At 46.0% G+C, this 15,453-nt stretch carries 11 protein-coding genes and 2 pseudogenes; 7 read left to right on the top strand and 6 right to left on the bottom strand.

Annotation, left to right across the window (positions count from 1 at the left end; translation table 11 throughout):
• The first annotated feature begins 263 nt into the window (after window positions 1-263).
• From aroQ to B7X71_RS05435, 6 genes and pseudogenes are all read left to right on the top strand, one after another.
• Complete coding sequence (gene aroQ / locus B7X71_RS05410) at window positions 264-713, top strand: type II 3-dehydroquinate dehydratase (RefSeq protein WP_293600307.1); 450 nt, start codon at window positions 264-266, stop codon at window positions 711-713.
• Window positions 714-749: 36 nt separating this feature from the next.
• A complete protein-coding gene (accB, locus tag B7X71_RS05415; RefSeq protein ID WP_293600308.1) occupies window positions 750-1,211 on the top strand; it encodes an acetyl-CoA carboxylase biotin carboxyl carrier protein in 462 nt (153 codons plus the stop codon).
• A gap of 52 nt (window positions 1,212-1,263) precedes the next feature.
• Complete coding sequence (gene accC / locus B7X71_RS05420; protein WP_293600309.1) at window positions 1,264-2,628, top strand: acetyl-CoA carboxylase biotin carboxylase subunit; 1,365 nt, start codon at window positions 1,264-1,266, stop codon at window positions 2,626-2,628.
• A gap of 34 nt (window positions 2,629-2,662) precedes the next feature.
• Window positions 2,663-3,583: pseudogene (gene prmA, locus B7X71_RS05425) on the top strand (50S ribosomal protein L11 methyltransferase); the annotation flags it as partial.
• A gap of 108 nt (window positions 3,584-3,691) precedes the next feature.
• Window positions 3,692-4,210, top strand: coding sequence for a DUF3426 domain-containing protein (locus B7X71_RS05430; protein WP_293600316.1), 519 nt, complete (start codon window positions 3,692-3,694; stop codon window positions 4,208-4,210).
• Window positions 4,211-4,267: 57 nt separating this feature from the next.
• Window positions 4,268-5,227, top strand: coding sequence for a carbohydrate kinase family protein (locus B7X71_RS05435; protein ID WP_293600310.1), 960 nt, complete (start codon window positions 4,268-4,270; stop codon window positions 5,225-5,227).
• A gap of 80 nt (window positions 5,228-5,307) precedes the next feature.
• Here the strand turns inward: B7X71_RS05435 and B7X71_RS05440 are convergent.
• The 5 genes and pseudogenes from B7X71_RS05440 to ccsA all read right to left on the bottom strand — a co-directional run bounded on the left by B7X71_RS05440 (window position 5,308) and on the right by ccsA (window position 12,219).
• Window positions 5,308-5,744: pseudogene (locus tag B7X71_RS05440) on the bottom strand (histone H1-like DNA-binding protein).
• A 334-nt stretch (window positions 5,745-6,078) separates the two neighbouring features.
• On the bottom strand, window positions 6,079-7,263 hold the full coding sequence (locus tag B7X71_RS05445; RefSeq protein ID WP_293600311.1) for a ribonucleotide-diphosphate reductase subunit beta: 1,185 nt from the start codon (window positions 7,261-7,263) through the stop codon (window positions 6,079-6,081).
• A gap of 46 nt (window positions 7,264-7,309) precedes the next feature.
• Window positions 7,310-10,219 (bottom strand): ribonucleoside-diphosphate reductase subunit alpha, encoded by a 2,910-nt coding sequence (locus B7X71_RS05450; RefSeq protein WP_363926727.1) that lies wholly within the window; start codon window positions 10,217-10,219, stop codon window positions 7,310-7,312.
• Window positions 10,220-10,550: 331 nt separating this feature from the next.
• Window positions 10,551-11,417 carry a 1,6-anhydro-N-acetylmuramyl-L-alanine amidase AmpD gene (gene ampD / locus B7X71_RS05455; protein ID WP_293600312.1) on the bottom strand — a complete coding sequence of 289 codons (867 nt, stop codon included), beginning with the start codon at window positions 11,415-11,417 and terminating at the stop codon, window positions 10,551-10,553.
• Window positions 11,371-12,219, bottom strand: coding sequence for a cytochrome c biogenesis protein CcsA (gene ccsA / locus B7X71_RS05460; RefSeq protein ID WP_293600313.1), 849 nt, complete (start codon window positions 12,217-12,219; stop codon window positions 11,371-11,373). The genes ampD and ccsA overlap by 47 nt, the downstream gene beginning before the upstream one ends.
• A 20-nt stretch (window positions 12,220-12,239) precedes the next feature.
• Here ccsA and ffh point away from each other — a divergent pair, with 20 nt between their 5' ends.
• A complete protein-coding gene (gene ffh / locus B7X71_RS05465; protein WP_293600314.1) occupies window positions 12,240-13,622 on the top strand; it encodes a signal recognition particle protein in 1,383 nt (460 codons plus the stop codon).
• 18 nt (window positions 13,623-13,640) lie between these two features.
• Here ffh and B7X71_RS05470 read toward each other — a convergent pair whose 3' ends face one another.
• On the bottom strand, window positions 13,641-15,383 hold the full coding sequence (locus B7X71_RS05470; protein ID WP_293600315.1) for a proline--tRNA ligase: 1,743 nt from the start codon (window positions 15,381-15,383) through the stop codon (window positions 13,641-13,643).
• Window positions 15,384-15,453 lie beyond the last annotated feature (70 nt).

Raw genomic sequence — 15,453 nt, forward strand, 5'->3', positions numbered from 1 at the left:
AATCTGCTTTATAAGGAATTTTAAAGATCTTTAATGATTTTCATCTTGATCAGAATTGACTATTTCTAGACTTAATTTTGCAATATCTGCCCTTAAAATCATAAAAAATTACTAATTTATCCTCCATTTTTTGGGCTTGCCATGAAGTTCCGGGGGTATACTTTCCCCGTGCTTGGTGAAGATAATTCTTCATGAAGTAAGCAGTTTTAGAGAAATGCTTGATTAACGTAATTAAACCTAACTGCCTCTAAAAATATCGATTTATGTCGAAAAATACTTCAATTCTCGTTATTCAAGGTCCTAACCTTAATCTGCTGGGTACCCGTGAGCCAGAGGTTTATGGCAAAACTACCCTAGAAGATATCCATACAAAGCTTGGTGCAATCGCCAAGTCTCACTCAGTCGATTTATCCACCTTTCAAAGCAATCATGAAGGCGAGCTAATTGACCGAGTACAAAAAGCTAAACAAGATGGGGTAGATTTCATCATTATTAATCCAGGTGCCTTTACCCATACCAGCGTTGCCTTACGCGATGCCTTGGCTGGAGTTGCCATACCGTTTACTGAAATACACCTGTCCAACATTCACCAGCGTGAAGAATTTCGTAAACACTCTTATCTGTCAGATATTGCCACTGGTGTTATCTGCGGATTAGGCGCCATTGGTTACGAATTAGCCCTTCAAGCAGCAATTGCACGTGTACAAAAATGAAGATTAATTAAGAATTACAAGAGAGGAAGCTTTTCCATGGACTTGAGAAAACTAAAAACCCTAATCGACCTCGTTTCTGAATCGGGAATTTCTGAATTAGAAGTGAATGAAGGTGAAGATCGTGTTCGAATTGTGAATGCCGGATCTTCAACTCCTGCTGGTCAAGTGGTTTATACCAATCCAGCGCCAGCTCAAGCAATGCAAGCTGCTCCTGCGGCTGCGCTAGCTGCTGCACCAGTTACTGAAGATGCACCTGCTGAAACTGGCTTTGTGGCTCGCTCACCAATGGTCGGAACCTTCTATCGCGCACCAAACCCTGAGTCTCCAGACTTTGTCAAAGTAGGCGATACAGTCAAAGTGGGTCAAACACTCTGCATTATTGAAGCGATGAAGCTTCTCAATGAGATCGAATCCGAGCAAGCCGGCGTTATTAAGCAGATTCTGTGTGAAAACGGTCAAGGCGTTGAGTTTGATCAGCCGCTGTTCATCATTGCTTAACTGATCTACCTTAGATCAATTCCAATCCACTGTTACTTAACTCAGAGCCGACATGTTCGATAAGATTCTGATTGCCAATCGCGGAGAAATTGCTCTCCGTATCCAACGCGCATGTCGCGAGTTGGGAATTAAAACTGTGGTGGTCTACTCGACCGCAGACAAAGAAGCTAAATATGTGAAGTTAGCAGATGAAGCAGTCTGCATTGGGCCTGCCCCCTCAGCATTGAGCTACCTCAATATGCCTGCCATTATTTCAGCGGCGGAAGTAACTGATGCTGAAGCAATTCACCCAGGTTATGGTTTTCTCTCTGAGAATGCGGACTTTGCTGAGCGCGTAGAAAAATCGGGCTTTGCATTCATTGGTCCTACCGCCACTTCAATTCGCCTTATGGGCGATAAGGTTTCAGCTAAGCGTGCCATGATCAAAGCTGGTGTTCCTTGCGTTCCTGGATCAGAAGGCGCACTACCAGATAACCCAAAAGAAATTATTACTACGGCAAAAAAGGTGGGGTATCCGGTCATCATCAAAGCTGCCGGTGGTGGTGGCGGTCGTGGTATGCGCGTAGTGCATACCGAAGCAGCCCTTCTCAATGCAGTCAACATGACTAAAGAAGAAGCTGGTCGTGCTTTTGGCAACCCAGAAGTCTATATGGAGAAGTTTTTAGAAAAACCTCGCCACGTAGAAATTCAAATTTTGGCCGATACCCATGGCAATGCCATTTGGCTTGGTGAGCGCGATTGCTCAATGCAACGTCGCCACCAAAAAGTGATTGAAGAGGCTCCAGCACCAGGCATTGATCGTCGCTTGATTGCGAAGATCGGTGAACGCTGTGCAGAAGCTTGTAGAAAGATTGGCTACCGCGGCGCAGGTACTTTTGAATTCTTGTACGAAGATGGCGAATTCTTCTTTATTGAGATGAATACCCGCGTTCAAGTGGAGCACCCAGTCACTGAAATGATTACTGGCGTGGATATTGTTCAAGAGCAAATTCGTATTGCCGCCGGCTTGAAACTCAGCTATCGCCAGAAAGACATCGTTTTCCGTGGTCATGCTATCGAATGCCGCCTAAATGCAGAAGATCCATTCAAGTTCACGCCAAGTCCAGGCAAAATTGGTTCATTCCATATGCCAGGTGGCCCTGGTATTCGTGTCGACTCACATGCCTACAGCGGTTATGTGGTGCCATCGAATTACGACTCCATGATTGGCAAGCTAATTTCTTACGGCAATACTCGTGAGCAAGCGATTCGTCGGATGCAGATCGCGCTTTCCGAGATGGTGATTGATGGCATTACAACCAATGTGCCCCTACATCGTGAACTCATGCTCGATCCGAACTTCATGGAAGGCGGAACCAGCATTCACTACTTAGAGCATCGCCTCGAAGAGCAAGCCGCTAGTCGCGGTAAGCCTTAAGTTGCAGGTCAGTTAATGTCCATTTGGAGTAAGCATGTCCTATCGTGAACTCATTTTTACGGTCCCAGCAGAGATCGCAGAGCCTTTAGGTGATGCCTTGCTGGAAGTGGGCGCACTCTCCGTTACCGTTGAAGACGATGCTGCAGGTGGCTATGATGAAAACCCACTCTATGGCGAGCCAGGACTCTCACCTGAAGTTCAGGCATGGGATCGCTCTTCTGTAACCGCCTTATTTAATCCAGAGATTGATGATTCGGATGCGGTGAACTTTATCCCCGAGTTACTGGCATCTCTCAAGGAGGCAGGATTCAATCTCCCAGCTCCTCAAGAAAAGATTGTTGAAGAACAGGATTGGGTTCGTCTAACCCAAAGTCAATTTGCTCCGATTCAGATTGGTGAGCGCATTTGGGTGGTGCCCTCTTGGCATGAAGCGCCTACTGACCCTAATGCAATTTGTTTGGCAGTCGACCCAGGCTTGGCATTTGGCACCGGCAGTCATCCAACTACCCACCTTTGCTTGCTTTGGCTTGAACAAAATACCCAACTTGCGAACCAAAGCTTGCTCGATTACGGCTGCGGATCTGGAATCCTGGCAATTGCCGCTGCGAAACTGGGATGCAAACCGGTTGTGGGCACCGATATTGATCCACAAGCCATGGTTGCGGCACGCAGCAATGCAGAAATTAACCACACGACCATTCGTTTCGTTCTGCCCAACGAAAATGCACCAGAACTCGCGGCAGAAACTAAATACGACATCGTGATGGCCAATATTTTGGCTAATCCGCTACAAGTCTTAGCCCCAGCCTTGGTAAACAAGATGCGTCCTGGCGGAAAAATTGTTCTCTCTGGCGTTCTTGCGCGTCAAGCTGAGGAAGTAATTGCCACCTATAGCCAATGGTTAAGCCTTTCCGTTTGGAAAGAAAGTGAAGGCTGGGTCTGTTTGCACGGCACACTTCTGATTGAGGGTGCTCAAGCAAGTTTGACCGGTAAAAACACAGACACTTCAGAGCCGGCTCAAAAAAAAAGCCTTAAATTAATTCTTCTTAGTCTTTTTTTCCTCTTGCTCCTGATTTTTGGTGAGCATCTTTCTAGAAATTCACTCTTACCAACATTAGCAACCCGTGTTGATGGCAGCTCTTCTCCGATTGCAAGCAGTGCCTTTTCTCTTTTGCAGAAGTTAGATGAACAACTATGTCGCGCACTAGGGTGCGTAGATCGCTCTCTAAGCGATTTTGCTGCTTGGAAAATAACTTCAGTCACCCTTTCTCCTGAAAGCACGCGAGAGGGCCTTAAAAACGTTTTAAATCAATCTGTGCTGCAAGTTGAAATACAAAATCGTCTTGCGCTGCCTGTTTTATTCCCAAATTTAGAAATTTCTCTCACCGATGCAGAGGAATTAGAAATTAAAACGATTCGATTTACTCCGCAAGAATGGTTACCAAGCGCTTGGCAAGAATCACATCCTGATTTTTTACGCCAAGGTTCGCCTTCTGGTGCAATGTTTTCTTCTGAACTGCCGATTTCTCTTCCACAAAATGCTGCGGGCTATCGCGTCAGAATTTTTTACCCCGAAAAGTAGACTCCAAACTCCACCTCGGGCTCATTTCAATTGATTTTTATTAGAAAGTAATTATTTATGGCTAGCTTGATCTGCGGTTCTATCGCTTACGACACCATCATGAACTTTGAGGGCAAATTTGCCGATCAAATCCTGCCTGAACAGATTCATATCCTTAACGTTGCATTCCTTGTTCCTACAATGCGGCGTGAATTTGGTGGTTGTGCAGGCAATATCGCTTACAACCTAAATCTGCTCGGTGGCGACCCCATCATCATGGCAACAGTAGGTGGTGATGCTAGCCCTTACCTTGATCGCCTCGAGCGACTCAAGATTGATGCGACCCACATTCGCCAGATTGAGCAGGCATTTACAGCTCAAGCCATGATCACGACCGATCAAGCTAACAACCAAATTACCGCTTTTCATCCAGGCGCCATGGGCGAATCTCATTTAAACCAAGTTTCTGCAGTCATTGCGGAGCGCAGCAAGAATGCCAAAGGCGCAGCAAAGTTCGGCATTGTTGCCCCAGATGGTCGACAAGGCATGTGGGAACACTGCCATCAACTAGCTGAAGCAGACATTCCGTTTGTATTTGATCCAGGCCAAGGCTTACCGATGTTTAACGGTCCAGAACTCCTAGAGCTAGTAGATATTGCAAGCTATCTTGCCGTAAACGACTATGAAGGCGAAATGCTTTCTCAAAGAACTGGTTTGAGTCTAGCTAAAGTAGCGGAAAGAGTCAAAGCCTTGATTGTTACCAAGGGCGCTGAGGGTGCAGATATCTACTTTGAAGGCAAATGTATTGCGATTCCACCAGTGCCAACCTCAAAAGTGGTTGATCCGACTGGTTGCGGTGACGCATTCCGAGGTGGGTTGTTGTTTGGCTTAGAGAATGGCATGGATTGGGAAACCACCGGCCGCTTAGCTAGTTTGATGGGTTCAATCAAAATTACCCATCAGGGACCACAAAATCACCAATTGAGCAAAGATGAAATCACCGCTCAATTCAAATCCGCGTTTGGATTTGCCCTCTAAACCCATTCATTCTCCGAAGTAGCAATAAAAAAGGGATCTCGCGAGAGATCCCTTTGAACTTCACCCGCCTTAAGCAGAGCTTATGGGCGCGTGCCAGTTGGGAAGGGCCAAGCAGCAGCTGGATTCAACGTAGTTGAGGCAGCAACTTTTTTAGCCACGGGCTTTTTTACAGCCTTGCCCGCTTTCTTCGCAGCAGGCTTACTTACTTTTTTTTTGCAACTTTACGAGCTACTTTCTTAGCAGCAGGCTTCTTAGCAACAGCTTTTTTAGCTACTTTCTTAGCAGCAGGCTTCTTTGCAGCTACTTTACGAGCAACTTTCTTAGCAGCAGGCTTCTTTGCAGCTACTTTTTTAGCAGCAGGCTTCTTCTTAGCTACTTTCTTAGCAGCAGGCTTCTTCTTAGCTACTTTCTTAGCAGCAGGCTTCTTAGCAGCAACTTTTTTAGCAACAGGCTTCTTTGCAGCTACTTTCTTAGCAGCAGGCTTCTTTGCAGCAACTTTCTTCTTGGCGATTGCCATAGTAATGCTCCTTCACGTGAGGATTAATACAAACTACCGATTAAGAAGACCCGACCATTCATTTCCGCTTGGTTTTTCAACCAATCGGAGCCGACGAGCGAGCCATTCATCGGCGCGCGGCTTGATGCTAAGTGCTGCACGCTAATGAATCCTGGAAAAAAAGCCGTGGCCCCAAAAGGCAACGGCTTCTTAAATTTGCTTGAAAAAATAGAGAGAGTAGTCCAGACACCCTTGGACAAGGGTTTTCGGATTTGAGTCTGGTTTTGCTGACTTTTAAAACTATCCAACCGTCTAATCTCCTATTTAGCCGGCTATGCGCTTTCTAATTAACTACTTATTCCCAACTTAGCGCACCGCCAGTTTGATACTCAATAACGCGTGTCTCAAAAAAGTTTCTCTCTTTTTTCAGATCAATCATTTCTGACATCCATGGGAATGGATTCTCTTCATTTGGGAACATCGCGTCAAGTCCTATTTGCAAACATCTCCGATTACAAATGTATCTTAGGTAGCCTTTGAACATCGGCGCGTTCAATCCGAGTACTCCGCGAGGCATCGTATCCTCTGCATAACGGTACTCTAATTCCACTGCTTTTTCGAAGATTGCTTTGATCTCATCTTTGAACGCAGAAGTCCATAACTGCGGGTTCTCCAGCTTGATTTGATTAATTAAATCAATACCAAAATTGCAGTGCATGGACTCATCACGAAGGATGTATTGATACTGCTCAGCAGCACCAGTCATTTTGTTTTGACGACCCATTGCAAGTATTTGCGTAAAACCAACATAAAAGAATAATCCTTCCATTACGCAGGCAAAAACGATCAATGATTTGAGCAATATTTGATCAGTTTCTAGTGTCCCGGTTTTGAAATTGGGATCAGTCAACACATCAATAAAGGGAATTAAGAACTGATCTTTGGCGCGAATAGACTCAATTTCGTTATACGCATTAAAGATTTCGCTCTGGTCTAAACCCAAAGATTCCACAATATATTGATAGGCGTGAGTATGAATTGCCTCCTCAAACGCTTGGCGCAATAGATATTGACGGCATTCTGGGGCGGTAATATGGCGATAAGTGCCCAAAACAATATTGTTTGCCGCTAAAGAATCTGCTGTTGTGAAGAAACCGAGATTGCGCTTAATAATGCGACGCTCATCTTCAGTTAAACCATTAGGATCTTTCCAAAGCGCGATATCGCGATTCATATTGATCTCTTGTGGCATCCAATGGTTTGCGCAACCAGCCAGGTATTTCTCCCAAGCCCACTTATATTTAAATGGAACCAACTGATTCACGTCAGTCTTGGCATTAATTACACGCTTATCGGCAGCGTTGACGCGCAAAGCTGCACCACCAGATAAATCTGCACTCGCAGTTGCTGCAGGTGCCGTAACTTGAAGTGCAATTGCGACCTCGTCCGCTTGTGGGCGTTGTGGCTCTGCCACAACTGGTTGCTGTGCGAGACCTGCTTTTGCTAGTGCCGGCGCAACTTCTTCTTCCCAATTCAACATAACAATCTCCTAAATTCTTTTCTTTTATAAATCAGCAATCAAATACTTACTGACAAGCTTCACATTCTTCAAATCCAGCATCGCCCGGGCGCATTGTGCAAGCAGGGCCATCCAATTCTTGCGCTGCTGATGCATCTGTACCATTAACACCGCCACCGCTAGACACTGCATTTAGCTGGCCACTTGCAACAGTAGACTTCTCAACGTGCGTTGCAGCCATGGTGCGGAGGTAATAAGTGGTCTTCAAACCACGCAACCATGCCAACTTGTAGGTGTCATCCAATTTCTTGCCTGATGCGCCACCCATGTAAATATTGAGTGACTGCGCCTGGTCAATCCACTTCTGACGACGCGAAGCAGCTTCAACTAACCAGCTTGGCTCCACTTCAAATGCAGTAGCGTATAAATCACGCAAATCTTGTGGAACACGATCAATCTTGGATAAAGTACCGTCAAAGTACTTCAAGTCAGCAATCATGACTTCATCCCAGAGGCCGCGATCTTTCAAATCACGCACCAAATACTCGTTTACTACAGTGAACTCGCCTGAGAGGTTAGATTTCACAAACAAGTTTTGGAATGTCGGCTCGATACAAGCTGATACGCCAATAATATTAGAAATCGTTGCAGTTGGTGCGATCGCCACACAGTTGGAGTTACGCATACCAAATTGCTTGATGCGTGCACGCAAGCCATCCCAATTCATAGTGGAAGAACCATCTACCTCAAGGTAGCCACCACGCTCCGCCGCCAACAACGCAACTGAGTCTTGCGGAAGAATGCCACGATCCCACAAAGATCCTTTGTATGTGCTGTAAACGCCACGCTCTTCAGCCAACTCATTAGATGCCTGGTAGGCGTAGTAGCAAACTGCTTCCATTGAAGAATCTGCGAACTTCACTGCTTCATCGCTAGCGTAAGGAATGCGCTGCATATGCAAGCAATCCTGGAAGCCCATGATGCCCATACCAACTGGACGATGCTTCAAGTTGGAATTACGCGCTTTAGCAACAGCGTAGTAGTTGATATCAATCACGTTGTCCAACATACGCATTGCAGTACGAATTGTTTTCTGGAGCTTCTCGTGATCCAAAATCATCTTGCCAGATGCATCGGTAGTCATGTGTGCTGTCAAGTTCACAGAACCTAAGTTGCATACCGCGATCTCGCTCTCGTTTGTGTTGAGAGTAATCTCAGTACACAAGTTAGAAGAGTGAACTACACCGATGTGCTGTTGTGGGCTACGAATGTTGCAAGGATCTTTAAATGTGATCCATGGGTGGCCAGTTTCAAACAACATGCCCAACATCTTACGCCACAATTGTTGCGCCGGAATACGGCGGAATGGTTTCAATTCACCAGCATCTGCTTTTTTCTCATAGGCAACATACGCCTCTTCGAAAGCATTGCCGAATTTGTCATGCAAGTCGGGTGTATTTGAAGGTGAGAACAATGTCCACTCACCACCCTCCATCACGCGCTTCATAAACAAATCTGGAATCCAGTTGGAAGTATTCATGTCATGCGTACGGCGGCGATCATCACCGGTGTTCTTACGCAACTCGAGGAACTCTTCAATATCTAAGTGCCATGTCTCTAGGTAAGCACAAACTGCGCCCTTACGCTTACCACCTTGGTTCACAGCAACCGCTGTATCGTTCACCACTTTTAAAAATGGCACTACACCTTGTGACTTACCGTTAGTGCCTTTGATATGACTTCCCAAGGCGCGCACGTTTGTCCAGTCGTTACCTAAACCACCAGCAAACTTGGACAAGAGTGCATTCTCTTTCAAGGCTTCATAGATGCCATCAAGATCATCATCCACAGTTGTTAAGTAGCAGCTGGATAACTGAGGACGTGTTGTCGCTGAGTTAAACAAGGTTGGTGTGCTGGACATGAAATCAAATGTAGAGAGGATTTCATAGAACTCGATTGCACGACGCTCACGATCCAATTCATTCAAAGATAAGCCCATTGCAACGCGCATGAAGAAAGCTTGTGGCATTTCAATGCGACGGTCTTCAATGTGCAAGAAATATCGGTCATACAAAGTTTGCAAACCAAGGTAGTTGAACTGCAAGTCACGGCTAGCGTTCAAAGCAGCAGCTAAACGTGGCAGGTCAAACTCACGCATACGTGGGTCTAAGAGCTCAGCAGAAATACCTTCGTTGATGTACTTAGCAAAGTATGTGCTGTACTCCGCCTGCATATCGCCTTGCAATACTTCGCGACCTAAAATTTCTTTACGAATCACGTGCATCAAGATACGAGCCGTTACTTGACTGTACGCAGGATCTTTTTCAATCAAAGTACGTGATGCCAAAATTGCAGAGTCATACACTTGAGCCATTGGTACGCCATCGTACAAATTCTTAATGGTTTCAGTAATGATTGGAGTTGCGTCAATGTTGTTGCCGAGGCCTTCACATGCTGCATCGATAATGGTGCGCAAAGCAGCCATATCCAACCACTTCTCTATGCCGTTGTCAGTTACCTTGATACCAGACTCACCAACTTGAGTTGCAGCTTGCGCCTCCCGAGTAATACCTTGTTGTGTTGCACGTTCTTGATTGCGCTTTTCACGATAAAGAACATACGCACGGGCGACGTTGTGCTCACCACTGCGCATTAATGCTAACTCAACCTGATCTTGAATATCTTCAATATGGAAGGTGCCGCCATTTGGGCGACTACGCAACAAGGCGCGCACTACTGAATGAGTTAATAATTCTACTTGCTCACGAACGCGCGCTGAAGCTGCGCCCTGACCGCCATTAACCGCCAAGAATGCCTTGGTAACGGCAATCGCAATCTTTGAAGGCTCAAACGCCACCACAGAGCCATTTCGGCGAATGATTTTGTAATCAGATAATTGAGTTGCTTGACCACCGCCAACACCGCCAGCAACAAAGCCAGCGGAAGGGGCTTGGTTCATAGCTTCGGAGGGGTTCATTCCTGGATTATTTGCGCCGGCAGTCTGTCCTGCTGTCTGGGGGTTGGCATATGTCATATTTTTCCTGCTTATATATAGTTATTTGGACAAAAAATCGTTAAAAAACAATAGGGTATTGCTGTATTCAAACACTACATCTAGTGTCTCGAAGTGTATTTGGTACTAAGTATAGGGAAATATTTCGAATTTAGTAAGACATTTCTGACGAATATTTATAAGTATTTTTCCTAGGTATTCCAATAATTTAGGGGCTATTTTGGTGCGAAATTATTGGCCCTTTTTAGCTAAAGGGCAGGAAAGTGAGCGTGTGCTCACATACTACTTTGAAGCCCTATCGGGGGTCTAAACCGAAGGGTATTTTTTTGAGCGAAATGCCAGTTTTGGCTTGGAACTTGTTCCAACTAAACTGAATACCGGGGTCTGCTTTTCTGCCAGGGGCAATATCACTATGCCCAGCAAATTGAAGGGTGGGATAAACAGCGCTTAATTGAGCACTTAATTTAGCTAGAGCGGAATACTGAATATCCTCAAAAGGATGATTGCTATCACCCTCTAACTCAATACCGATCGAGAAATCATTGCACTTTTCTCGACCGAAAAAAGAGGATACGCCAGCATGCCAGGCCTTCTTTTGAGTAGAGACAAACTGATACACCTCGCCACTGCGTGAAATCAAGAAATGGCTAGATACCCTTTGATCAGCAATCTCTTGAAAATAAGGATGCAGCGACACATCCAGCTTATTTTGAAAAAAATCAACAATAAATTGGGTCGAACTACGATCCACAAAACCTCCTGGCGGCAGGCTGATGTGATGAATCACCACTAAATCCGGTGCAAGATCTTCTGCTCGAAAATCTTGATTAGGCGAAATGCGCCAGGCAGCAGAACCCATCCAGCCCTGAGCATCCAAGCTATCGAGGTGATCTCTAGAGCAATAGAAGCGATCTTCTTGCTGAATTGCTTCAGACTTTGGAAGATGTACTGAACAATGGAGGCACCGGACAATCACTTCAGGCTCAACAACTTTGCTTCGCTCAGCCTTGAGCTTGGCAGCCTCATCCCTATCGAGCTTGGTTTGTTTTTTTCCTTTTATCCAAAGGTACAAAGCACATGCGCCAGCAAATAGTAGAAGCCACTTAATCAAAACGTCATGCTCTCTGAAGAATGACTTCCACAACAAATCTGCTACCAACATAGGCTAGAAGCAAGGCGGTATAAGCACTCAAGACCCAACGAACAGCGACGCGGCCACGTAAACCAACACGCCAACGGGCTATCAGGAGTCCGGAAAACAAGAACCAGGAAATCAAAGCAAAAATGGTCTTATGATCAAAAACAAGGGGCTTCCCAAATAGTGTTTGCGAAAAGAGTAGGCCAGAAAATACAGTCAAACTCAAAAGTGCAACGCCCACATAGAGCAAGTTAAAAAGAAGGCTTTCCATTGTCATCAATGGTGGCAAATCTTCCAACCAATGGGCTACTCGACTGTTTGGGATGATCGCCAGCTGACGATGTAATGCTCGATCCTGAATACTCATCAACATGGCGTGCATTGCGGCCAAACTCAATAATCCAACCGAGATAGTGGCCACAATAAAGTGCCCCTTAAACCATGGGTCAGAGACGGCCTTTGGAGAAATCAGGGTGCCAGCGAAAATGGTAGGCAATGCCGAACAGATCAGTGCAAAACACAAAACCAGCCAGCGCAAGCTAGAGATCGGTAAAAACCAAGACTGAAACCAATAAAAAGCGAGGCCAACCCATGCAATCAGAGATAGATCCTGGGCGAAACCAAATACAAACCCCTCAGGCGTAAAGACCGAGTCGTGCAACAGAATTCCATGCACCAGCAAAATAAAGAGAATTAAGGCCTGAACCAGGCCTGTAAAAGCCGGCGACTCAATCTTCCCCTTGGGTCGCAAACTTAAAAAGACCAAAAGAAGCAAATAAAGTGCAGATGGGAGCCATCCCGAGCCTGAGTAACCTAAAATATCCATCTGGAAAGTCTAATCGATAAATGCTAGAGAATCTCACCGACCGCCTATCTCGTGTTGTTAAAACAATGCGGGGACAAGCTCGCCTGACTGAAGCTAATACAGCAGAAATGCTAAGGGAGATCCGCCTGGCCTTACTGGAAGCGGACGTTGCGCTTCCAGTCGTTAAATCTTTACTAGAACAAATTAAATTTAAAGCCCTTGGCGAAGAAGTGGTTGGAAGCCTGAGTCCAGGCCAAGCGCTAGTTGGAGTAGTGCAGCGAGAACTAGCTCAGGTCATGTGTGGCGATACTTCGCAAAGTGGTGAACTCAATTTAGCCACCCAACCTCCAGCAGTGATCTTGATGGCAGGCTTGCAGGGTGCCGGTAAAACTACCTCAGTGGGTAAGTTGGCCAAGTTCCTGCAAGAAAAAAAGAAAAAGAAAGTACTAACCGTTTCGTGTGACGTCTATCGTCCTGCGGCTATTGAGCAGTTAGAAACCGTCAGCAAACAAGTAGGCGCTGAATTTTTCCCAAGCAATATTAATCAAAAACCGAGTGAGATTGCCGCTGCCGCATTAGATTGGGCACGGCGTCATTATTTTGATGTGCTCTTAGTCGATACGGCCGGCCGTCTCGGTATTGATGAAGCGCTGATGCAAGAAATCAAAACCTTGCATGCCAATCTCAATCCGATTGAGACATTGTTTGTTGTTGATGCCATGCTGGGTCAAGACGCTGTCAATATAGCGAAGGCCTTCCATGAAGCGCTCCCACTAACCGGTGTAATCCTCACCAAGTTGGATGGTGATTCACGCGGTGGCGCGGCACTCTCCGTACGTCAAGTTACCGGTGTGCCACTGAAGTTCATTGGTGTTGCTGAAAAAATGGATGGTCTCGAAGCGTTCGATGCTGACCGCATGGCAAACCGTATTTTGGGCATGGGCGATATTCTTGCCTTGGTTGAACAAGCCCAGCAAAATGTCGACGTTGCTAAAGCAGAGAAGCTGGCGACTAAGATTTCAAAAGGTGGATTTGATTTAGGTGACTTCCGAGATCAACTAGCGCAGATGCAGCAGATGGGGGGCATGGCTAGCTTGATGGATAAATTACCAAGCCATATGGCACAAGCAGCATCTAAAACCAATTTAAGTGTTGCCGATAAACAAACAAAACGCATGCGCGGCATTATCGATAGCATGACACCAAAAGAGCGTGCAAAACCTGAACTACTAAAAGCCACTCGTAAGCGCCGCATTGCAGCTGGTGCGGGCGTAGAGGTTCAAGAAGTCAATCGTCTATTAGCTCAGTTTGAGCAAATGCAAACCATGATGAAGCAGTTCAAGGGTGGCAAGATGGCACGCACCATGGCAGCCATGGCAGCCAAAGGAGCCGCCAAAGGTATTGGCGGGCTCTTTAAAAAATAATAATTAAAACTGTTTGATTTAAGAAACGAGTTTCTTGGCAGCCTCAACTGCAGCAATCACTTTTGCTTTAATTTCTGCCAGTGGAATATTTTCTGATTCAGCATCCGTACGGCCTTTGAATTCCACCTGAGCATCTGCCAAACCACGATCACCAATCACTACTCGGAACGGCACGCCAATTAACTCCCAATCAGCAAACATCGCGCCAGGTCTCTCACCACGATCATCGAGCACCACATCTACTCCAGCGGCAATCAACTCATCATGCAATTGATCAGCAGCAGCTTTCACCGCGTCGGATTTGTCATAGCCCATTGGACAGATCACTACTTCAAATGGTGCCATCGAAATCGGCCAAATAATTCCACGCTCATCATTACCCTGCTCAATTGCAGCGCCTAGCAAACGCGTTACACCAATCCCATAGCAACCCATCACCATCGCTTGCGCTTTGCCCTGTTGATCTAAGTAAGTACAGCCCATTGCTTCGGAGTAACGTGTACCCAATTGAAATACATGCCCCACTTCAATACCACGGCAGATATCGACGACACCTTTACCATCAGGAGAAGGATCGCCGATTACAGCATTACGCAAATCCATTACTAAAGGTTCTGGCAAATCACGGCCCCAATTCACACCAGTTAAGTGATGATCAGCGTCATTAGCACCGCATACAAAGTCAGACATATTAGCAACGGTAAGATCTGCGACTACGGTTACCGCAGCATCAATACCAACTGGCCCTAAGTAACCGGCTGGTGCATTACATGCTTGCTTGATTTCAGCTTCACTTGCAAAGCGTGACTCCGCCATGCCGGGGATCTTGCTAGCCTTGATTTCATTGAGTTCATGATCGCCACGTACTAGCACCATAAATAATTTAGCTGGACCCTCTTCTTGATCGGCAGCAAACAGCAAGGACTTCACAGTCTGCTCTAGTGGCAAGTTTAAAAACTTGGCAACCTCTGCACAGTTTGTTTGATGAGGCGTCGCAACCTTCGACATTGTTTGAGTTGCAACACCGCGTACTGCAATTAATGAAACTGACTCAGCAGCCTCTAGATTGGCAGCGTAGTCTGAATTCGGGCAATACACAATCGCATCTTCACCGGTATCGGCAATCACATGAAACTCTTGGCTACCTGATCCACCAATAGCGCCGTTATCCGCGGTTACTGCACGGAACTTCAAACCCATGCGCTTGAAAATTCGGGTGTAAGCATCGAACATGATTTGGTAAGACTTCTTCAATCCCTCGGCATCACGATCAAAGGAGTACGCATCTTTCATACTGAACTCGCGCCCACGCATAATTCCAAAACGTGGGCGACGCTCATCACGGAACTTCGTCTGAATTTGATAGAAATTCACCGGGAGCTGTTTATAGCTCTTGATTTCATTACGCGCTAAATCGGTCACCACCTCTTCAGAGGTCGGCTGAATTAAGAAGTCACGATCATGACGATCTTTAATGCGGAGCAACTCTGGCCCCATCTTTTCCCAACGACCCGTTTCTTGCCATAACTCTGCAGGCTGAATCATGGGCATGAGCAACTCAATGGCACCAGCGCGATTCATTTCTTCGCGGATGATGTTCTCAACCTTGCGAATAGACTTCAAACCCAAAGGCAAATAATTGTAGATACCTGCGCTGAGCTTACGAATTAAACCGGCGCGCACCATAAGCTTGTGCGAAACCACCTCAGCGTCGGAGGGGGCTTCTTTTAGCGTGGCGAGAAATGACTGTGAAGCTTTCATGTATGGATATAATCAAATCATTGATTTTAAAGGATTTGAGGCACGATCTCATGCTTGACCGTGAAGGGTA

The sequence above is a fragment of the Polynucleobacter sp. 39-46-10 genome (assembly GCF_002282275.1).

Coding starts and splice junctions, on each gene's coding strand:
- aroQ (WP_293600307.1), top strand. CDS start 264: ATGTCGAAAAATACTTCAATTCTCGTTATTCAAGGTCCTAACCTTAAT.
- accB (WP_293600308.1), top strand. CDS start 750: ATGGACTTGAGAAAACTAAAAACCCTAATCGACCTCGTTTCTGAATCG.
- accC (WP_293600309.1), top strand. CDS start 1,264: ATGTTCGATAAGATTCTGATTGCCAATCGCGGAGAAATTGCTCTCCGT.
- B7X71_RS05435 (WP_293600310.1), top strand. CDS start 4,268: ATGGCTAGCTTGATCTGCGGTTCTATCGCTTACGACACCATCATGAAC.
- B7X71_RS05445 (WP_293600311.1), bottom strand. CDS start 7,263: ATGTTGAATTGGGAAGAAGAAGTTGCGCCGGCACTAGCAAAAGCAGGT.
- B7X71_RS05450 (WP_363926727.1), bottom strand. CDS start 10,219: ATGAACCCCTCCGAAGCTATGAACCAAGCCCCTTCCGCTGGCTTTGTT.
- ampD (WP_293600312.1), bottom strand. CDS start 11,417: ATGTTGGTAGCAGATTTGTTGTGGAAGTCATTCTTCAGAGAGCATGAC.
- ccsA (WP_293600313.1), bottom strand. CDS start 12,219: ATGGATATTTTAGGTTACTCAGGCTCGGGATGGCTCCCATCTGCACTT.
- ffh (WP_293600314.1), top strand. CDS start 12,240: ATGCTAGAGAATCTCACCGACCGCCTATCTCGTGTTGTTAAAACAATG.
- B7X71_RS05470 (WP_293600315.1), bottom strand. CDS start 15,383: ATGAAAGCTTCACAGTCATTTCTCGCCACGCTAAAAGAAGCCCCCTCC.